Source organism: Albimonas sp., from assembly GCF_055129145.1.
The window spans coordinates 1-18299 of the sequence record NZ_JBSRTQ010000090.1 but is presented as its reverse complement, the minus strand read 5'-3'; the positions used below and the strand labels follow the sequence as shown (position 1 = coordinate 18299).

At 72.5% G+C, this 18299-nt stretch carries 16 protein-coding genes and 1 tRNA gene; 9 read left to right on the top strand and 8 right to left on the bottom strand.

Features of this window, described 5'->3' with window-relative positions; genetic code table 11:
- Positions 1-56 precede the first annotated feature (56 nt).
- The 3 genes from ACTB72_RS14385 to ACTB72_RS14375 are packed head-to-tail and all read left to right on the top strand — an operon-like array spanning position 57 to position 1891.
- On the top strand, positions 57-443 hold the full coding sequence (locus ACTB72_RS14385) for an ExbD/TolR family protein (protein ID WP_463037690.1): 387 nt from the start codon (positions 57-59) through the stop codon (positions 441-443).
- Positions 444-446: 3 nt separating this feature from the next.
- The gene (locus ACTB72_RS14380) at positions 447-848 is read left to right on the top strand and encodes an ExbD/TolR family protein (RefSeq protein ID WP_463037689.1); all 402 of its coding nucleotides are present in this window, start codon (positions 447-449) and stop codon (positions 846-848) included.
- The gene (locus tag ACTB72_RS14375; protein ID WP_463037688.1) at positions 845-1891 is read left to right on the top strand and encodes an energy transducer TonB; all 1047 of its coding nucleotides are present in this window, start codon (positions 845-847) and stop codon (positions 1889-1891) included. Before ACTB72_RS14380 ends, ACTB72_RS14375 begins: the two co-directional genes overlap by 4 nt.
- 53 nt (positions 1892-1944) lie before the next feature.
- On the opposite strand, the gene ACTB72_RS14370 is transcribed toward ACTB72_RS14375, so the two are convergent.
- Positions 1945-2856 carry a calcium-binding protein gene (locus ACTB72_RS14370; protein ID WP_463037687.1) on the bottom strand — a complete coding sequence of 304 codons (912 nt, stop codon included), beginning with the start codon at positions 2854-2856 and terminating at the stop codon, positions 1945-1947.
- Positions 2857-3273: 417 nt separating this feature from the next.
- Between ACTB72_RS14370 and ACTB72_RS14365 the strand changes: the two genes are divergently transcribed.
- Positions 3274-5454, top strand: a complete 2181-nt coding sequence (locus ACTB72_RS14365; protein ID WP_463037686.1) for a TonB-dependent receptor domain-containing protein — start codon at positions 3274-3276, stop codon at positions 5452-5454.
- A gap of 28 nt (positions 5455-5482) precedes the next feature.
- Here ACTB72_RS14365 and ACTB72_RS14360 read toward each other — a convergent pair whose 3' ends face one another.
- From ACTB72_RS14360 to ACTB72_RS14345, 4 genes are read right to left on the bottom strand one after another with little or no spacing between them, the layout of a single operon-like run.
- Positions 5483-6280 (bottom strand): ATP-binding cassette domain-containing protein, encoded by a 798-nt coding sequence (locus ACTB72_RS14360; RefSeq protein WP_463037685.1) that lies wholly within the window; start codon positions 6278-6280, stop codon positions 5483-5485.
- Positions 6273-7331, bottom strand: coding sequence for a FecCD family ABC transporter permease (locus ACTB72_RS14355; protein ID WP_463037684.1), 1059 nt, complete (start codon positions 7329-7331; stop codon positions 6273-6275). The genes ACTB72_RS14360 and ACTB72_RS14355 overlap by 8 nt, the downstream gene beginning before the upstream one ends.
- A complete protein-coding gene (locus ACTB72_RS14350; RefSeq protein ID WP_463037683.1) occupies positions 7328-8227 on the bottom strand; it encodes a heme/hemin ABC transporter substrate-binding protein in 900 nt (299 codons plus the stop codon). Before ACTB72_RS14350 ends, ACTB72_RS14355 begins: the two co-directional genes overlap by 4 nt.
- Positions 8224-9342 (bottom strand): hemin-degrading factor, encoded by a 1119-nt coding sequence (locus ACTB72_RS14345; RefSeq protein WP_463037682.1) that lies wholly within the window; start codon positions 9340-9342, stop codon positions 8224-8226. Before ACTB72_RS14345 ends, ACTB72_RS14350 begins: the two co-directional genes overlap by 4 nt.
- Before the next feature lie 324 nt (positions 9343-9666).
- Here ACTB72_RS14345 and ACTB72_RS14340 point away from each other — a divergent pair, with 324 nt between their 5' ends.
- On the top strand, positions 9667-11181 hold the full coding sequence (locus ACTB72_RS14340) for a class I adenylate-forming enzyme family protein (protein WP_463037681.1): 1515 nt from the start codon (positions 9667-9669) through the stop codon (positions 11179-11181).
- Positions 11182-11302: 121 nt separating this feature from the next.
- Positions 11303-12304, top strand: a complete 1002-nt coding sequence (gene rsgA / locus ACTB72_RS14335; protein WP_463037680.1) for a ribosome small subunit-dependent GTPase A — start codon at positions 11303-11305, stop codon at positions 12302-12304.
- A 483-nt stretch (positions 12305-12787) separates the two neighbouring features.
- On the opposite strand, the gene ACTB72_RS14330 is transcribed toward rsgA, so the two are convergent.
- Positions 12788-12874: transfer RNA gene (locus ACTB72_RS14330), tRNA-Leu, on the bottom strand.
- Between the two features lie 267 nt (positions 12875-13141).
- Here ACTB72_RS14330 and lipB point away from each other — a divergent pair.
- The 3 genes from lipB (at position 13142) to ACTB72_RS14315 (ending at position 16441) form a co-directional block, all read left to right on the top strand.
- Positions 13142-13849, top strand: coding sequence for a lipoyl(octanoyl) transferase LipB (gene lipB / locus ACTB72_RS14325; protein WP_463037679.1), 708 nt, complete (start codon positions 13142-13144; stop codon positions 13847-13849).
- A gap of 386 nt (positions 13850-14235) precedes the next feature.
- Positions 14236-15879: a cytochrome c oxidase subunit I gene (gene ctaD / locus ACTB72_RS14320; RefSeq protein ID WP_463037678.1), complete on the top strand. Its 1644-nt coding sequence runs from the start codon at positions 14236-14238 to the stop codon at positions 15877-15879.
- Positions 15880-15895: 16 nt separating this feature from the next.
- Positions 15896-16441, top strand: a complete 546-nt coding sequence (locus ACTB72_RS14315) for a DUF2244 domain-containing protein (protein ID WP_463037677.1) — start codon at positions 15896-15898, stop codon at positions 16439-16441.
- Positions 16442-16510: 69 nt separating this feature from the next.
- On the opposite strand, the gene ACTB72_RS14310 is transcribed toward ACTB72_RS14315, so the two are convergent.
- Positions 16511-16927, bottom strand: coding sequence for a DUF6165 family protein (locus ACTB72_RS14310; RefSeq protein ID WP_463037676.1), 417 nt, complete (start codon positions 16925-16927; stop codon positions 16511-16513).
- Positions 16924-18299: glycosyltransferase family protein (locus tag ACTB72_RS14305; RefSeq protein ID WP_463037675.1), on the bottom strand; the 1376-nt coding region annotated here is incomplete at its 5' end. The genes ACTB72_RS14305 and ACTB72_RS14310, both read right to left, overlap by 4 nt.

Below are 18299 nucleotides of genomic sequence, written 5' to 3'. Positions count from 1 at the left end.
TGGCGGCCCCCGCCGCCGCCGGCGCCGCCTCCGGGGCCTGGAGGGCGGCCTGAGCCATGGCCCTCCTCGCCTCCGCCGCCCCGCCGCGCCGTCGGCGGATCGGGCTGACCCCGATGATCGACGTGGTGTTCCTGCTGCTGGTGTTCTTCATGCTCGCCTCCCGCTTCGGATCCGAGGGCGCGGCCCCCGTCTCCGCCGCCGGGACCGGCGGGGGCGGCTATGCGGGCGCGCCGCGGCTGGTGGAGGCGCTGCCCGACGGATTCCGGCTGAACGGCGTGGCGCTGGCGCCGGATGCGCTGACCGCGCAGCTGCGCGCCCTGCTGCCCGGCCCGGATGCGGTCGTCGTGGTCCGCGCGCGCGACGGCGCCGACCTGCAGCGGCTGACCGCGGCGATGGACCTGGTCCGCGCCGCCGGCGCCCTGCGCATCGCGCTGGCGGAATAGGGCATGGATCTGGGCCCCCCGCCGCGCCGCTCCACCGGGGAGCCGGTGGTCGCCATGATCAACGTGGTGTTCCTGCTGCTGTGCTTTTTCATGATGACCGCGACGCTGGTCAGCCCCTCGCCGTTCGAAGTGAAGCCGCCGGTCTCGGCCGAGGTCGAGCGGGCGGAGGCGGCGGCGCGCGAGGCGCCCCTGCATGTGGGCGCCGACGGGCGGCTCGCGTGGAACGGGCTGATGGGCGACGCGGCGCTGGATGGTCTGGCGGCGGCGCGCGCCGGCGGGCGGGGCGAGCCGCTGGAGATCCGCGCCGATGCGGGGCTCGAGGGCGCGCGGATGGCGGCGCTGCTGGCGCAGCTGCGCACCCGCGGCGTGGATGAGGCCCGGCTGGCCTTGAGGCGGGCGGAATGAGCGGTCGGGGTCGGTTCGGGCGCCGGGCGACGGAGGTCGCGGTGGTCGTCGCGCTGTCGCTCGGCCTGCATGGCGGCGTGGCGGCGCTGGCGGTGCTGGGGCCGGAGCGTGGCGGCGGCGGCATGGGCGAGGTGGGCGGTGGCGGCGGGACCGGGGCTGCGGGCGAGATCACCGCGCCCTCCGACGATCTCGCCGCCCTGATCGCGCAATGGGACGCCCCGCCCGAGGCCGAGGCCCCCGACGCGCCTGCGCCGCCCGAGCCCGCGTCGGAGACGATCGCCCTGCTGCGTCCCGACGCCCCCGCCCCCCCGGTCCCCTCGCCTGAAATCCCGCAGGCCGCCGCGCCCGCGCCTCCGACGCCGATCGCGCCGCAGGCCCCGGCGCCGGTTCCGCCGCCCGTGGCGAACCCGGCGCCCGCCTTCGATGCGACCGCGCCGGCCCCGCCGAAGCCCGAGCTGGTGGAGGACGTCGCCGAAACCGAGGCGCCCGACGCCGCGGCCGCCCCGGCCCGCAGGCCCCCGCCGCCCGCCCGCAAGGCGGAGGCCGCGCCAGCGCCCGCCCCGAAACCGGCCGCCAAGCCGGCCCCGAAACTCGCCGCGAAGCCCGCGCCGAAACCCGGCCAGAAAACCGTCGCCGCGGCGCCGGGCTTGGGCGACGGCCGCGCGACCGGCGCGCCTTCGGCCCCGGGCGAGGGGGCTGCGGGCGATGCGCGCAAGGGCGACGGTTCGTCCGCCGAGGCCGGGCTCAGGGCATCGCTGCTCCAGTCCTGGGGGGCCCGGATCCGGGCGGAGATCGAGCGGCGCAAGAATTACCCCTCCGCCGCGCGGCGCCGCGGGGTCGAGGGCGTGGTGCGCGTGTCGCTGACCGTGGACCGGGACGGGCGGCTGGTCGGCGCGCGGATCGAAGGCGGCTCGGGCGCCACCGCGCTCGACGAAGCGGCGCTCGCCGCGGTGGAGGATGTCCGCCGCTATCCCGAGGCGCCGCAGGCGCTGCCCGGCGGCCGATTCGCCTTCGTGGTCCCGGTGACCTTCAACCTGCGCTGAGCGCACGAAAAAAGGGGCCCCGAAGGGCCCCCCGATCCGATCCGCCGCGCGGCTCAGATGAAGTCGAAATGCTGCACGCCGAGATCGCCGAGGTCGGTGTCCAGCAGGCGCACCAGGCCGTCGTCGGTGCGGATCACCACATCGTCGCCGGCCTGGCGGGACACGGCCATCACCGCGTCGAAATCCGACACGTCGTCCGAGGCGAAGGTCAGCACGTCATGGCCTTTGCCGAAGTCGGTGACCGTGTCGCGCCCGTACTTGCCGGTGAACACGAAGCTGTCCGCCCCGCGGCCGCCGGTCAGCATGTCCTTGCCGCGGCCGCCGGTCAGCATGTCGTCGCCGGCCCCGCCGAACAGCTTGTCGGCCTTGGCGTTGCCGTAGAGCGCGTCGTCGCCGGCCCCGCCGCGGATCACGTCCTGGCCCTTGCCGCCCCAGAGCGCATCATCGCCCTTGCCGCCCCAGAGCGCGTCGTCATGGGCGCCGCCGGCGAACGCGTCGTCGCCGACATTGCCCTTGAAGGTGACGGAGTCGGCGTCGATCAGGTCGCGCAGGGTGCTGGTCCGGCCTTCGTCGCCGGTGGAGTCGCGCATCAGGTCGATGACCAGTTCGCGGACCTCGGTCCCGTCGGTCAGCTCGGGCTTGAAGGTGACGGAGAAGTCGAGCGCCTCGAAGCTCAGCGCCCCGGTCTCGGCGTCCTGCGAGCCGCCGGTCCCGAACTGGACGGCGGTCGCGGTCCCGCCCAGGGTGTGGGTGGCCATGTCGTATTCCAGCGCGCCGCGCAGGGCGAAGGCCTGCGAGTCCTCGTCGGCGACGTCGGTGATGGCGGAGGCGCCGCCCATGTAGTCGCCCGAGATCCCGTCGGAGAAGGCGCCGAAGCCCGACAGGACGAAATCGGTGTCGAAGGCGTCGAGATAGGCCTGGAAGTCGGTGGCGGTCGCGGCGTGGGCTTTGATCAGGGTGGTCATGGATCCTCCGGCCGGCATCGCCGGCGCATGGGTTTCGGCGCTTCGCGGCGCGTGTCGGATGGGGGGCGGGGCGTTTCGGCCGGGGGGGCTCCCGGCGTCGAGGCTCCGCAGGCTGGGCGTCCGACGCCGCTCGGGCCCCCCGCGCCTCCGGGTCGCGGCGGCGCAGGGCCGGGGCGGTCGGAGGGATCGGGGACGAGCGGCGCGACGCGCCTGGCGAGCGCACCTGATGATATCCAAGCAATTCTGTCAACTATTTCCGTCACGACCCCTCCGCCCCGGTTGACCCCTTCGCGAATGCGGTGGAAAAGCGAGGCGCGGGCTGATCGTCAGCCCGAGACATCCACCCATCCAGACGCCCGCGCCACCGCCGCGCGCAGGCTTCCCCGGACAGGCAGACGACGCGATCCGGGGGATGACATGGCTGGATTCAGACCGGCGGCGATGATCGTCGCGGCACTTCACGCAACCGGCGCGCTGGCGCAGCAGGGGGCGATGCCGGAACAGGGCGGGGCGGAGCAGGGCGGGGCGGAAACGCCGCTGGTGCTGTCCCCGATCTCGATCGAGGCGGGGGCGGAGGCGGCGGATCCCATCGCGCCGCGTTCCGCGCAGACCGTGGGGCCCGAGCGCCTGCGCCGCGCCGGCCCGCGCGGGGTCCAAACCCTCTTCGACGAAGTCGCGGGCGCCGAGATCGCCCAGGACCCCACCAATCCCGGCGTCACCGTCAACGTGCGCGGCATCCAGGACCGCACCCGCGTCACCACCATGATCGACGGGGCGCGGCAGAACTTCCAGCAATCGGGACACGGCGCCTCGGCGCTGGCCTATGTCGACGCGAACCTGCTGCGTGCGGTCGATCTCGACAAATCCGTCTCCGCGGCGGTCGGCGGGGCCGGGGCGCTGGCCGGCGCGGTCAATTTCCGCACGCTGGAGCCGGACGACCTGCTCGATCCCGGCGACATGTGGGGGGGCGAGGTCAAGGCCGGGACCGGGACCAACGGCGCGTATTTCGACGGGATGACCGCGCTGGCCTTCCGGCCCACGGCGCGCGTTTCCGGCCTGGTCGCGCTCAGCCGCCACCGGCTGGGCGGCTATGACGTGGGCGAGGCGGGTGTGGTGCGCCAGTCCGACACGCGGGTCTTCGACACCGACGGCTCGGTGGAATTCGCCGGCTCCGACACCACCTCGGCGCTTGCCAAGCTGGTGTTCGCGCCGACGTCCGACACCACCCTGACGCTGAGCTATCTCGACTACCAGGCGGCGTTCAAGACCAATTCCGCCAGCGTGGTCGACAGCCAGGACACCACGTCCCGCACCGCCGTCGCGCGGTTCGACTGGGCGCCCGCCGGCCGCTCCGACCGGTTCGAGGCGCTGGCCTGGTGGAACGGGGTGGAGAACCGCCAGATCCGGCCCGCCCGCTCCAGCTACGACGGTTTCGCGGTGGACTATGCGCTCGACACCTTCGGGGGCTCTGCGACCGAGCGGCTGAAGACGGCGACGCCGCTCGGTCCGCTCGACCTCGCCTTCGGGATCGAGGGCTTCGCCGACGCCACCTCCACCGTGGCGTTGGCCGAGACCGCGACCGACGATCCCGACGGGGTGTGGTTCTCGGGCTCCAACCCCTCCGGCGACCGGGCGGTCGGGGGCGTGTTCGCGCGCGGCTCGCTGGCCCCCACCGACTGGCTGGCGTTGCGCGCGGGGCTCCGGGTCGACGGCTACACGCTCTCGGGCACGGCCAGCCTGCACGACGGGACCGGCTACGCCGACCTGCCGGTGGACCAGGACGGGATGGCCGTGCTGCCCTCCTTCGGCGTCTCGGTGGCGCCCTCGCCGGGGATCGAGCTGTTCGCCGACTATTCCGAGGGCTGGCGCCCCGCGACCCTGCCGGAATCGGTGTTCGGCGGTTCGCATATCGGTTTCGCCATGTATTTCGCGCCCAATCCCAACCTGAAGCCGGAGCGGTCGCGCACGGTGGAGGCGGGGATTTCGGCGACGCGCGACGACCTTTTCGCGCCGGGCGACCGCGGCCGGGTCAAGGCCACGGTCTACAACCGCGAAATCCGCGACTACATCGCCTCCGCCACCGTCTACGGCGATTTCGGGAACGGGGTTCAGAGCTACACCGGCTATGTGAACGTGGACGGGGAGACCAACAGCCAGGGGGTGGAGCTGGAGGCGGGATACGGCCTCGGCCGCTATGATTTCGGGCTGAGCCTCGAGGTCTCGGACACCGATTTCTCCGGCCGCTACGACGCGCGGCCGTTCGAGGCGGCGGTCGACTGGCGGGATTCGGACGCCACGCTCTCCTCGCCGCCGCCGGTGCGGATCAGCTTCACCGCGCAGGCGCGGCTCTGGGACGACCGGGTGACGTTGGGGGGGCGGGTGCTGCATACCGGGGGGGCGTCCGACGCGCTCTCGGGCTACGAACTGGCGCAGAGCACGGTTTTCGACGCCTGGGCGAGCCTGCGGATCAATGAGGTCGCGCAGATCACCGCCTCGGTCCGCAACATCACCGATCAGGCCTATGTGGACCCGCTGGGCTCCACCGCCTATCCGGCGGCGGGGCGGACGTTCCTGATTTCCCTGCAGGCGGCGTTCTGAGGCGGGCGGGGGGCTTCGCCCCCCTCCCTCACGCCCGTACGAGGTCCGGGATCACCACCGGGCGGCCCGAGGCCGCGCGCTCCACCCGGATCGGGGCGCCGTAAAGCGCGGTCAGCCGTCCGGCCTCCAGCGCCACGTCCGGGGGGGCGCAGACCACCAGACGCCCGTTCCCGAGCAGCGCGATGCGGTCGGCGAAGGCGGCGGCGAGATTGAGGTCGTGCAGCACCACCAGCACGCCCGTTCCTGCCGCCGCCGCCGCGCGCGCCAGCCGCATCGCCTGCGCCTGGCGGGCGAGATCGAGGGCCGCGGTCGGCTCGTCCAGCAGCAGGTAGCGACCGCCGGGGCAGGGGCCGGGCGCTTCCCGCCCGCTTTCGATCTGCACCAGCGCCCGGGCGAGATGGGCGCGCGCCCGCTCCCCGCCCGACAGCTCGGCGGCGGGGCGGTCCTCCATCCCCGCGAGGCCTGCGGCGGCGAGCGCCCGGGCGACCCGCTCCGCCGCTGCGACGGGCGGGGTTCCCCGATGGATCAGCCCGAGGGCCGCCAGCTCGCGCGCTGTGAAACCGGCGGCGAGGGTCGGGGTCTGCTCCAGCGCGGCACGCCTGCGGGCGAGCTCGGCGGCGGGCAGGGCGCGGATCGGGTCGCCGTCGATGAGGGTCTCTCCCGCATCCGGCGCCAGATCGCCGGCCAGCGCCGACCACAAAGTGGATTTGCCCGCGCCGTTGGGGCCGCAGACGGCCAGCACCTCTCCGGGCGCCAGGGCCAGGCTCACGCGGTCGAGCGCCAGGCGCCCGCGCCGCCTCAGGGTCAGGGCGCGGGCCTCAAGCATCGGGGCCTCCGCGGCGAAGGCGGCGCAGCAGCAGCCACAGGAAGAACGGCCCGCCGATCAGGCTGGTGGCGAGGCCGATGGGCGGCTCCGCCGGCGGCACGATGGTGCGCACGACGAGGTCCGCGCCCAGCACGAGCGCCACGCCGCAAAGCGCGGCGGCGGGCAGCAGGCGCGCATGTCCCGGCCCGACCAGCAGCCGCGCGAGATGCGGGCCGACCAGCCCCACGAAGCCGATCGGCCCCGCGGCGGCGGTCACCGCGCCCACCGCCAGCGCCGACCAGGCGGCGGCGGCGAATTTCGCGTGTTCGACGTCGAGGCCGGCATGGAACGCCGCGCGTTCGCCCAGCTGCATCAGGTCGAGACCCCGCGCCAGTCGACAAAGCCCGACCCCGGCGACGGCCGTGGCGGCCCCCGCCACCAGGATCGGGCCTGGGGCCGCGCCGCCCAACCCGCCCAGATTCCAGAAGGTCAGCTCGCGCAGCTGCGCGTCGTCGCTCACGAAGCTCATCGCGCCGATGAAGGCGAAGGCGATGGCGTTCACCGCGACCCCGGCGAGGATCAGGGTGGCGACGGAGGTCGCGCCCTCGCGCCGCGCGGCCGCGAAGACGAAGGCGGTGACCGCGGCCGCTCCGGCGAAGGCTGCGGCGGGCAGCAGCCAGGCCGCAGCGGCGCCGGGCAGGGAAGCGGCGACGCCGCCGCCCAGCACGATCATCGCCACCGCCGCCGCCGCGGCGCCGCCGGTGACCCCGATCAGCCCGGGATCGGCCAGCGGGTTGCGAAGGATCCCCTGCAGGGCCGTCCCAGACAGCGCCAGCGCCGCCCCCGCCGCGATCCCCAGCCCCAGCCGGGGCAGGCGGATCCGCATGAGAATCGCCTGAGCCGCCGGGTCCCCCTCCCCCCATGCCGCCGCCCAGAGCCGGGCGGGCGAAAGATGCACCGGCCCGTAGACCAGCTCCGCCAGCGCCAGCGCGAGGGCCAGCGTGGCGAGAGCCGGAATCGCCAGCGACGCGCGGCTCGACCAGGCGGGGCGGACGGCGGCGGCGAGGCTCATCCGGGGATGTCCGCCGCGCGCTCCGGATGCAGGGCGCGGGCGAGCTCGGCCGCGGCGTCGGGCGTGCGCAGGCCGAAACCCAGCAGCGCCATCGCGTTCATCGTCACCACGCGGCCCGCGCGTCCGGCGGGGGTGGCGGCGATCTCGGGACGCGCCAGCGCGGCCTCGGCCCCGCCCAGCGCTTCGGCGACGTGATCGGGCAGCAACAGCACCTCGGGCGCCGCGGCGATGGCGGCCTCGGCCGAGAGGGGCCGGTAGCCCTCATATCCCGTCACCGCGTTGCGCCCGCGGGCGAGCGCGATCATCGCGGCGGCCGAGGTGCCGCGCCCCGCCGCCATCGGCGCCCCCCGCCCGGCGGCGAGCAGGCAGAGCACGGCGGGACGGTGTTCGAGCGTCTCCAGCACCGCTTCCAGCCGCGCCATGCGAGCGGCGTAATCGGCGGCGAGCGCCTCCGCCTCCGCCTCCCGCCCCAGCGCGCGGCCGAGGAAGGCGATTTTCAGCGGGACCACCTCGGGGCCTTCGCCGGCCGGTCCGGTCTCGATCCGGACGCCGGCGGCGGCGAGGCTCGCCAGCGCTTCGGGGGGGCCCGCGTCGGGGGCGGCGATCAGCAGGTCGGGGGCGAGGGAGAGGAGCCCCTCGGGCGCGAGCCTGCGCATGTAGCCGACCTGGGGCAGGGCGGCGGCGGCGGGCGGGTAGGTGGAGGTGCTGTCGACCCCCGCCACAAGCGCGCCCGCGCCGAGCGCGAAGGCGATCTCGGTCAGGTCGCCGCCGGCGATGACGATGCGCGAGGCCCCGCCCGCCCCCGAACTCGCCCCCGCCCCCATCGCCCGGATCGGCGTCGCCGCGGCCAAAGCCAGCCAGCCGGCGCGGACCAGAAGCGCGCGCCGGTCGATCATGCCTGCGCCTCGGTCGGCATCTCGGCCACCTCGGCCAGCAGCGCGCGCCAGTCCGCCCGCTCGTCCTGCCCCGGCTTGCGGGCGCCGAAGATCTGGGCGATCCGCTCGCCGTCGGCGTCGAAGAGCTCGAGCGAGTGGACCTCGCCGGTGTCGGTCGGCTTGCGCGAGATCCAGGCCTGCGCGATCAGATCCTCGCGCAGATGCAGGTTGAACCGCGGGTCGAGCACGTTCACCCAGGGCCCCATCACCTTGATGTTGCTCACCGGGCCGGTATGGATCTGCACGCAGCCTGGGTTGGCCGCGAAGATCATGATCGGCTGCCCGGTGGCCGCGGCCCCCTCCAGCACCCGGCGGAGCGTATCGGCGGGAACCGGACGGGCGAGCGCGGGCCCCGCGAGCCGCATGGCCTGGGCGACGCCTGCGCCGTGGTCGCGCAGCAGGGCGTGGAATTCGTGGATGTCGGACATGCCCCGCCAGCCGTCGCGCAGGCTTTCGACGTTGATCGCGGCGTCCGCCCGTTCGGGCGTCGCCGGCGTGACCGGGCCGAAGACGGCGGGCGCGGCGTCGGGGTCGGCGAAGGCGTCGGCGGCGGCGTCGAAGGCGGCCATGTCGGTGGCGGGCGTGGCGTAGATCTTGTGGATGGCGCCGCCGGCCGCATCGAAGAACTGCAGGCTGCGGCGGGGGCCGGAGCGGGTGTCCTCCGCCACGGCGTAGCCGAAGCGCCAGCGGCCGAGGAAGAGGCGCAGGTCGATCTCGCCCAGCGCCAGCCCGGTGGGGCCGTGGAAGGCGAAGTCGCGATAGGTCCCGTGGCGCTCATGCACGCAGGCCTCGTTGCGGGTCAGGGCCATGACGTCGCCGGCGGGCTCGAGCGCGGCCAGGATCCGGCCGAAGCCCTCGGGCGCGTCGGGGCGGACGAGCCGGCGGATCCCGCCCGCGCTGCGGCGGGCTTCGAGCAGCGCGGCCTCGGGCACGCCGAGGCGCAGGGCGAGGTCGCGGGCGCGGGGCGGCGGGGCGCCGTCCTGCGGCGCGGGAATGGCGCGCAGGATCGCGGCGTAGTCGAGCGGCGCGGGGTCGAGCGGCGCGGTTTCGGGCGCCGCGGAAACGGTCGAGGTCATTGGGAGGCCTCCCGGCGCCGGGAACGGCGCAGCCAGTCATGCGATGAGGAGAACGCGGGACCGGGCGGCAGGCTGGGGCGCGGGAATGTCCGGTCATCGCTCGTCCGGGCCGCGTCGTCAAGCCGGCTGAGGACGCCCCGTCGCGGGGGGACCCAGGCCAACGCCCGTCGCGGGGCGACCCCAGCGGGCGCCCCCGTCGCGGGGCGACGCAAGACAGCGCCCCCGCCTTCGTCCAGCCTGCATCCCAGGCGCTGGGTCCCGGCCCTTCGCCGGCCGTCGCGCAAAGCCAGGCGTGCCAGACGCCTGCGGGGAGGAGACCGCGCCATGAAACGCTCCATCGGCAAGATGGTGGTGGGCAACCTGCTCGCCACCGCCGCCATCCACAGCCCTGAAGGCGTCGCCACGATCTGCGCCGGCACCGGGCGCAGCTTCACCTTCGCCGAACTCGACGCGCGGGCCAACCGGCTTGGAAACGCGCTGACCGCGCAGGGCTTCCGCAAGGGCGATGTGCTGGCCTTCCTCGTCTCCAACCGGGCGGAGATCGTGGAGCTTTATTTCGCGCTCGCCCGCACCGGCATCGTCGGCGTGCCGCTCAACTACCGGCTGGCGGCGCCGGAGATGGACGCGCTGGTCGAGGCGATGGGCGCGACCGCGCTGGTCTACGAGGACCGTTTCGCCGCGGAGGTCGCGCGCTTCGCCACCCCCCGGCGCCTGACCGTGCGCATCGGCGCCGCCCCCGCCCCGGACGAACTGCCCTACGAGGACCTTCTCGCCGCCGCCCCGGCCACGCCCCCGGATGTGGAGATCGAGGAGGACGATCCCCAGTATTTCAACCTGACCTCGGGCACCACCGGCCTGCCGAAATCCTACCTTCTGACCCAGTACAACAATTCGACCATCGCCCCGATGTTCCAGGCCTTCGACGTCGGGCGTCATGACGTGGTGATGACCGTGTTTCCCGCCTTCGGCCGGGTCGGCTTCGCCTGGATCGCCGCCGCCATGATCCACCGCATCCCCAATGTGCTGGCGAATTTCGAGGCGGACGCGGCGCTCGACCTCATCGCCCGCCACAAGGTGACGATTCTCAACCTGGTGCCGACCATGGCCTCGATGATGCTGCGCGCGCAGGCGGGGCGCGCGACGGATCTGACGTCGCTGCGCGGCATCGTCTTCGCCGGGGCGATCCTGCCCGATGTGGTGCGCGAGCAGACCGCCGAACGGCTCTGCCCCCGCATCTACGAATATTACGGGATGCAGGAGACGGGGGCGCTGGTCGCGTCGTCTCCCGAGGATCGGGTCCGGGCGCCCGCCTCCATCGGCCGCCCGATCCTCTTCGCCGAGGTGCGGGTGGTGGACGCGGAGGGCCGCGAAGTGGCGCGGGGCGAGACCGGCGAGATCCTCGGCCGATCCCCTGGCGCCGCCAGCGCCTATTTCCAGAACGAGGCGAAGTCGGCGGAGACCTTCCGCGGCGGTTGGGTGCATACCGGCGATCTGGGCGCGCTCGACGCGGACGGCTACCTCTTCATCCGCGGGCGCAAGAAGGACATGATCGTCACCGGCGGCCAGAACGTGCACGCGGCCGAGGTCGAGGAGGTGCTTTTGCGCGGACCGGGCGTCGAGGATTGCGCCGTCTTTGGGCTGCCGGACCCGCTCTGGGGCGAGTCCGTCACCGCGCTGGTGGTGGGCGAGGTCGATCCGGCGGCGCTCGAGGCGCATTGCCGGGCGCATCTGGCGGGCTTCAAATCCCCCAAGCGCTTCATCGTGGAAAGGGAGGCGCTGCCCCGCACCCCAACGGGGAAAGTGCAGAAATTCCTGTTGGTCGAGAGGTTCTCCGGCTGATCGCCGGTTCGGTCCTGGCGTCGCCGGGGGCGGTCAGCGCGAAACGAGAGGCTTGCAACCTGCCCAAGTCGCGACCATTCAGGCTGTCGTGAACCATTCAGCAGATCAGGCGCCGACGACCTTGACCGCCCTCGGGTGGACGTCGTTCTTCGCCGACCAGCTGGATCCGTCCGAGGCCGGCCTCGTCCCCCTGCGAATCGCCACCGTGCATCGGTCCCGGATGGGCGCGGAATCCGGAACCGGGCCGGTGCGCCTGGTCCTCGCCGCCCAGACCAACACCGCGGATTTCGCCGTGGGCGACTGGGTGCTGGCCGAGAAGGAGACCCATGCGCTGGTCCGCCGGCTGGACCGGCAGGCCCTGCTGCAGCGTCGGACCGAGGGGCCGCGCCCCACCCAGCTGATCGCGGCGAATGTCGACACGCTGTTCATCGTCACGTCGTGCAACGACGACTTCAATCCCGCGCGGCTCGAGCGCTATCTGGCCCTGGCCAACGAGGCCGGGACCACCCCGGTGATCGTCCTGACCAAGATCGACCAGACGCCGGACGCCGCCGTCTTCCGCGCGCAGGCGGAGGCGCTGCAGCAGGGGCTGAGCGTGGTGATGCTCAACGCCAAGGCGCCGGAGGCGGCGGCGACGCTGACCCCCTGGTGCGGGCCGGGACGGACCGTGGCGCTGGTCGGCTCGTCCGGCGTCGGCAAGTCGACGCTGCTCAACACGCTGGCCCGCAAGGCGGCCGGTGACGAACAGGCCACGGGGGGCATCCGCGAGGGCGACGACAAGGGCCGCCACACCACCACCTCGCGTTCGCTGCATGCCATCGTGGGCGGCGGCTGGGTGATCGACACGCCGGGCATGCGCACGCTGCATGTCAGCGGCGTGGCCGACGGGCTGGACGTGCTCTTCGCCGAAATCGTGGCGCTCGCCCCCCAGTGCCGGTTCCGCGATTGCACCCATGCCCACGAGCCCGGCTGCGCGGTCCGGGCCGCGGTCGTGGCCGGCACGCTCGACCCGGCGCGGCTCGAGCGGTGGCGCAAGCTTCAGGACGAGAACCGGTCCAACACTCCGGTCCAGTCCGGACCGCGCGGCAACAAGATCCAGAAGGCGCCGGGCAAGAGGCGGTGAGATTTCTGCGGCGAGCATGCTGCTCTTCGGGTTTTAGCCAGCCGAGCCCCGGATAAGGTCGTGCGACGGACACCCCGCGACCGACGTGCGTTCGGCATGTTGAGAAGCGGCATCGGCGGGCGGGTTGCGAGGGCCCGACTCCGGCCGGTTCAAGGCATGGCGCTGCTGCACCCGCTTGCGATCCGGCGGCACGCCTTCCCGGCCCGGCGGTGAACCGCAGGCGGACCTCGGCGTAATTCGCCAGGGCCTCGGCCTTAGTGGTTCCGATGACCCGGGTGAACTCACGACGTCCGCCGAGAATCGATCTCATCGGTTCGGGAATTCGTCTCCGATAGACGAAATTTCCCGAGCGGGTCGCGATACTAATGTGGAGAAGGTCGATCTGCAGTCCCATGACGGCCCCGGCTGTGGAGTCAGCGTGTAGGCGTCAGGACTGCAGTGTCGCGAATTCGGATTATCATCCAATACGATAAGCCTGCCTGATGGTGCGGTCGAGAAGACTCGAACTTCCACGGGTGTTACCCCACAGCGACCTCAACGCTGCGCGTCTACCAATTCCGCCACGACCGCGGCTCCATCAGGCGGCGGGGAATTAGCACCCGTTTCCGGACTTGAAAAGCCCTCTGACGCCGAAATCGCTCATGGGCGTGCAGCCTGCGTCCATGCGCGCACCGCGATGCCGTCCGTCGCTGCGTCAGGCGCGCGGATTGAGGCCGATCCGCGCGGCCCCGCGGGAGGCCTCCCGCGCGGCGCTTGCCCGTTCCGTCCGCGCGGCCCATATCGGGCGGGCAGGGGCCGAGCGCCCCCCGCGTCCCCGCCCCGACCCCGGAGCCCCCGATGACCGAATGGCGCATCGCCGACGCCCCCGTCGCCTTCCCAGAGGCGCTCGCCGCCATGGAGGCCCGCGTCGCCGACATCCGCGCCGGACGGGCGGACGAGCTGATCTGGCTGCTCGAACATCCCCCGCTCTACACCGCCGGGACCTCGGCCAAAGCCGCGGACCTGCTCGAGCCCGACCGCTTCCCGGTGTTCGACGCCCGGCGCGGGGGCGAATACACCTATCACGGGCCCGGCCAGCGGGTGGCCTACGCCATGCTCGACCTCAACCGCCGGGGCCGGGACGTGCGGGTGTTCGTGCGCAACCTGGAGACCTGGGTGATTCGCACCCTCGCCGCCTTCAACATCCGCGGCGAGACCCGTCCCGACCGGGTCGGCGTCTGGGTGAGCCGCCCCGACAAGGCGCCGCAGGCCGACGGATCCCCGGCCGAGGACAAGATCGCCGCCATCGGTCTGCGCCTGCGCGGCTGGGTCAGCTTTCACGGCGTGTCGATCAACCTCGAGCCCGATCTCGACCATTTTCGCGGCATCGTGCCCTGCGGAATCGCCGCCCATGGCGTGACCAGCTTCGCCGATCTGGGGCTGACCACGACGCTGCCGGAGCTCGACATGGCGCTGCGGCAGACGTTTCATGAGGTTTTCGGGGAGATTCCGGAGCAGGCGGCCCTCGCCGAACCCCCGCGCCTCGCCGCGATCGACCGGGGCTGATCGGCCGATCCAGGCTCCCGGCCTCCACGCGCGCTCTCCCGCTTCGCCCGGGCACGCTCCGCCCGCGTCGGGCTCATTGGTCCCTGCGGGGATTTCTCCGGACCCGCGGACCCGGTCCCGGCGCGGCGCCGAACCGGGCCGATCGCTTCCATTGGGTGAAAGCGACGAAATGGCAGCGTGGACGCGAACGCGAAATTCATTATGGTCCGCGCAGGTTTCCGGGACTAAGGGTTCCGGCCGAGGGCTGATCCGATGGCGCTTGCCATAGGTTCGCCATGAAGGGGGGGCGGCGACGTCCGCCGGAAGACCACGCCGGGGTGGGATCCCCGGACCGTCCGGAGCGCGACCCTAGCGCGCTCCTCGGGTTACGCGGCAGGAGTGCAGACATGGCGGATGCAGCGGCTCACGCGCATGATGACCACCACCCCGGGTTTTTCACCCGGTGGTTTCTCTCGACCAACCACAAGGACATCGGGGTCCTGTACCTGATCACCTCCGCGGTGCTCGGGCTTGTCTCGGTGGCCTTCACCATGTACATGCGGCTGGAGCTCATGGAGCCCGGCGTTCAGTACATGCTGATGGAGGACGGCGTCACGCCGAACGGCCATCTGTGGAACGTGATCATCACCGCGCACGGCATCCTGATGATGTTCTTCGTGGTGATCCCGGCGCTGTTCGGCGGCTTCGGCAACTACTTCATGCCGTTGATGATCGGCGCGCCGGACATGGCGTTCCCGCGCATGAACAACCTCAGCTACTGGATGTATGTCGCGGGCTCGACGCTCGCGGTGCTGTCCATCGTGTCGCCGGGCGGCGACCAGCAGATGGGCTCGGGCGTCGGCTGGGTGCTCTATGCGCCGCTGTCGGTGCGCGAGGGCGGCTATTCGATGGACCTCGCGATCTTCGCGATCCACGTGTCGGGCGCGTCGTCGATCCTCGGCGCGATCAACATGATCACCACCTTCCTGAACATGCGCGCGCCGGGCATGACCCTGCACAAGGCGCCGCTGTTCGCCTGGTCGATCTTCGTGACCGCCTTCCTGATTCTGCTGTCGCTGCCCGTCCTGGCCGGCGCCATCACCATGCTGCTCACCGACCGCAACTTCGGGACGACGTTCTTCGATCCGGCCGGCGGCGGCGACCCGATCCTCTACCAGCACCTGCTGTGGTTCTTCGGGCATCCCGAGGTCTACATGATCATCGTGCCGGGCTTCGGCATCGTGTCCCACGTGATCTCGACCTTCTCCAAGAAGCCGGTCTTCGGCTACCTGGGCATGGTCTACGCGATGATCGGCATCGGCGTTCTGGGCTTCGTGGTCTGGGCGCACCACATGTACACGGTCGGGCTGTCGCACACCCAGCAGGCCTATTTCATGCTGGCGACGATGGTGATCGCGGTGCCCACCGGCATCAAGATCTTCTCCTGGATCGCCACGATGTGGGGCGGGTCGATCAGCTTCAAGACCCCGATGCTGTGGGCGATGGGCTTCATCTTCCTGTTCACCGTCGGCGGCGTGACCGGCGTGGTGCTGTCGCAGGCCGGCGTCGACCGCGCCTACCATGACACCTACTACGTGGTGGCCCACTTCCACTACGTGATGTCGCTTGGCGCGGTGTTCTGCATCTTCGCCGGCATGTACTACTGGATGGGCAAGATGACCGGGCGCCAGTACCCGGAAATCCTCGGCAAGATCCACTTCTGGATGATGTTCGTCGGCGCGAACATCACCTTCTTCCCGCAGCACTTCCTGGGGCGCCAGGGCATGCCGCGGCGTTACATCGACTACCCCGAGCAGTTCTCGCTGTGGAACGAGGTCTCCTCCTACGGGGCCTTCCTGTCGGGCGCCTCGTTCCTGCTGTTCTTCTACATCGTGTGGTACACCGTGACCCGCGGCGAGAAGATCACCGAGAACGCCTATTGGGGCCCGCATTCCGACACGCTGGAATGGACCCTGCCGAACCCGCCCCCGGCCCACACGTTCGAGACGCTGCCGACGCCCGACATGTGGGACAAGAACCCGCATCACTGAGCCGGATGGCGATCGAATGACCAGCATCGAGACGGCCGGGATTCAAACCCCGGCCGTTTTCCGTTCGGAGCCGCCGCTCTACGCGGTCACCCTCTGGCCCCATCAGGCGCTGAGCCCGCGCGGCTTCGCGGTGGTGATGGGGGGGACGGCGGCGATGCTGTGCCTGCCGCTGATCCCGCTGCTGGGCTCGCCGGTGGCGCTGGGGCTGGCCCCGTTTCTCATCGGGGCGCTTGCCGCGCTCGGCTGGTTCCTGCGCCGCAACGCCCGGGATCTCAGGCTGAGCGAGGAGCTGCGCCTCTGGCCGGATCTGATGGTGGTGGAACGGCGCGAGCCCCGCGGCCGGGTGCTCAGCTGGCAGGCCAACCCCTACTGGGTCAGCCTGAAGATGCAGCCCCACGGCCGGCCGGAGAACTACCTGACCCTCAAGGGAAACGGGCGGGAGATCGAGCTCGGCGCTTTCCTCAGCCCGGAGGAGCGCGCCGATCTGGCGGTCGAGCTCGAAGACGCGCTGATCCGCGCCCGCACCCATATCGGCGCGGCCCCCCACCGCCTGGATTTCTGAGCGGGGCGTGCGGGCGGGGCCGATGCGGCGGCGAAGCGCCGCGAGGGCCCGAACGCACGAGCCCCCGCCTCAGGACCCCCGGTAGGACTTCTCCTCCATCAGCCGAGAGCCGAGCAGCAGGTTGATCCGCCGCTTCACCGCCGCCCGCCCGTCATTCAACTGGTAGACCGCGCGGGCCAGGGCCACGAATCCCGGGCCGAAATCCGCGCGCGACTCGCAGTTGCGCAGATCGTCCTCGACCGCCCACAGATCCTCGTTGATCTCGCGCAGCCGGTCGGTCAGGTCGTCCAGCGCCGCGATCGCCGGCAGGGCCGCGTCGCGCGCATGCACCAGCGCGTCGAGCTCGGTGGTCACGTTGAATTTCTGGCCCGGATCGGTCAGCCGCCGGGCCTTGATCTCGAGGATGGTGATCTTGTCGATCAGCTCGCCCGGCGAGATCTCGACGCTCACCGCCAGCGCCCGCGGTTCCGATCCCGACCCGTTCATCGCGACGCCTCCCGCCAGCGCGCGGCCTCGTCCGTCAGCCCCGCCGTCACCTCCGCGAAGACGCCGTCCCAGTCCCCCGGCCGCGCCTGGCGGATCAGCCGCATCGAGGGATGCCAGGGCGTCCCCGACCCGGACGGCCCGTAAAGCCAGAACGGCGCGTAGGCCAGCAGGTTCCACACCGGCTTGCCCAGAACCCCCGCCAGATGCGCCACCGCCGTGTCCATGGTGATCACCAGGTCCATCTCCAGGATCGTCGCCGCCGCATCGGCGAAATCGCGGTCCGCGCCGGCGGCGTCGACGATCAGCGCGCTGGCCGGATCGCTGCGGAACGCCTCCAGCAGCGGCCCTTTGTAAAGACTGAACAGCTGAACATCCGGTATCCCCGCCAGCGGCAGGAACCGTTCCGGCCCGAAACTGCGCTTGAAATTCGCCCGATAGGTGACCGAGCCCGCCCAGCACACCCCGACCCGGAGCCGCCCGGCGAAGGGCGCGACCAGCCGCGCCGCCCGCGCCCGGCTGTCGTCGGGGATATTGAGCGGCGGGCTCGGCGGCGGGCCCGCCTCCGGCACGCCCAACCAGCGGGGCAGGTCCATCATATGGGCGCTGAAATCCGCCTCCGGCCAGGCCGCGCCGGTGGTCATCAGGCGCGAGACGCCGGGCAGCCCCTCGAAAAGCCGCATCAGCGCCGGTTTCGCCGCCAGGAACACCTCCGCCCCCCGCGCCGCCAGCGCCGGCAGGAAGCGGGTCATCAGCAGCGCGTCGCCGAACCCCTGCTCGGGCAGCACCAGGAGGCGCTTGCCGGCCGGATCCTCGCCCCGCCATTCGGGGACGGGGCAGGCGGCGCGCGCCAGTTCGCCGGTTTCCCAGCGGGCGCCGAAGGCTTCGAACCCCGCCGTCCAGTCATGCGCGGCGAGCAGGGAGAGCGCCCGCTGCACCCGCAGCTCGCCGTCGCCGGGGGCGCGGCGCAGCCCGGCCTCCGCCGCCGCCGCCGCGTCGCGCGCCCGGCCGAGCCCGCGCAGGGTGGCGGCGAGCATGGCATGCGCCTCCGCCGCGCCGGGCCGCTCCGCGACCAGGCGGAGGCGCACCGCCAGCGCCTCGTCCAGCGCGTCGGAATCGTGCAGGGCGTTGCCGAGATTGCCGAGAATCGCCACGTCGTCCGGGGCCAGCGCATGGGCGCGGCGCTGGCAGAGCGCGGCGGCCTCGTGCTGGCCCCGCTTGCGCAGCAGCGCCCCCAGATTGGTCCAGGCATGGGCGTCGCGCGGGGCGAGGCGCAGATGTTCGCGATAAAGCGCGAAGGCCTCGTCGAGCCGGCCGGCGCGATGCGCCGCGACCGCGCGCGCGCGCAGGCCCGCCGACGCGGCGGCGGCCCCGG

Excerpts from the sequence above, each read along its gene's own strand:
- lipB (WP_463037679.1), top strand. The coding sequence starts at position 13,142 with ATGACCGAATGGCGCATCGCCGACGCCCCCGTCGCCTTCCCAGAGGCG.
- ACTB72_RS14385 (WP_463037690.1), top strand. The coding sequence starts at position 57 with ATGGCCCTCCTCGCCTCCGCCGCCCCGCCGCGCCGTCGGCGGATCGGG.
- ACTB72_RS14350 (WP_463037683.1), bottom strand. The coding sequence starts at position 8,227 with ATGATCGACCGGCGCGCGCTTCTGGTCCGCGCCGGCTGGCTGGCTTTG.
- ACTB72_RS14345 (WP_463037682.1), bottom strand. The coding sequence starts at position 9,342 with ATGACCTCGACCGTTTCCGCGGCGCCCGAAACCGCGCCGCTCGACCCC.
- ACTB72_RS14340 (WP_463037681.1), top strand. The coding sequence starts at position 9,667 with ATGAAACGCTCCATCGGCAAGATGGTGGTGGGCAACCTGCTCGCCACC.
- ACTB72_RS14370 (WP_463037687.1), bottom strand. The coding sequence starts at position 2,856 with ATGACCACCCTGATCAAAGCCCACGCCGCGACCGCCACCGACTTCCAG.
- ACTB72_RS14360 (WP_463037685.1), bottom strand. The coding sequence starts at position 6,280 with ATGCTTGAGGCCCGCGCCCTGACCCTGAGGCGGCGCGGGCGCCTGGCG.
- ctaD (WP_463037678.1), top strand. The coding sequence starts at position 14,236 with ATGGCGGATGCAGCGGCTCACGCGCATGATGACCACCACCCCGGGTTT.
- ACTB72_RS14365 (WP_463037686.1), top strand. The coding sequence starts at position 3,274 with ATGGCTGGATTCAGACCGGCGGCGATGATCGTCGCGGCACTTCACGCA.
- ACTB72_RS14315 (WP_463037677.1), top strand. The coding sequence starts at position 15,896 with ATGACCAGCATCGAGACGGCCGGGATTCAAACCCCGGCCGTTTTCCGT.
- ACTB72_RS14355 (WP_463037684.1), bottom strand. The coding sequence starts at position 7,331 with ATGAGCCTCGCCGCCGCCGTCCGCCCCGCCTGGTCGAGCCGCGCGTCG.
- ACTB72_RS14375 (WP_463037688.1), top strand. The coding sequence starts at position 845 with ATGAGCGGTCGGGGTCGGTTCGGGCGCCGGGCGACGGAGGTCGCGGTG.
- ACTB72_RS14380 (WP_463037689.1), top strand. The coding sequence starts at position 447 with ATGGATCTGGGCCCCCCGCCGCGCCGCTCCACCGGGGAGCCGGTGGTC.
- ACTB72_RS14310 (WP_463037676.1), bottom strand. The coding sequence starts at position 16,927 with ATGAACGGGTCGGGATCGGAACCGCGGGCGCTGGCGGTGAGCGTCGAG.